The 287-nt window shown below is 55.1% G+C and carries 1 protein-coding gene; it reads left to right on the plus strand.

Annotated features, from left to right (window positions below; all coding sequences use genetic code 11):
* Window positions 1-287: formylglycine-generating enzyme family protein (locus OGV94_RS00860; RefSeq protein ID WP_286522168.1), on the plus strand; the 287-nt coding region annotated here is incomplete at both ends.

Raw genomic sequence — 287 nt, forward strand, 5'->3', positions numbered from 1 at the left:
ACGGAAGCGCAGTGGGAATACGCGGCGCGTAGCCGGGGTAAATATGTGGTGGCGCCCACCGACGATGGCACGATACGTATAGAAAATCGCAGGGGCATTAATATTGCCACTGAGCTGGATGCTGAAGAGTATGCCAAAAAGGCAGGCCTGACCCTCAAGTGGCTATCCCCGCTTCCCCGGGATTTCCGTCCCCCTAATCCATTGGGAATTTACGACATGGCCGGAAACGGCTGGGAATGGATGAAGGACTGGTATGACCCGGAATACTACAGCCATTCGCCGGTAAA

Source organism: Citrobacter sp. Ce006 (assembly GCF_030336535.1).
In the GTDB taxonomy this organism is placed as follows: Bacteria; Pseudomonadota; Gammaproteobacteria; order Enterobacterales; family Enterobacteriaceae; genus Citrobacter; species Citrobacter europaeus.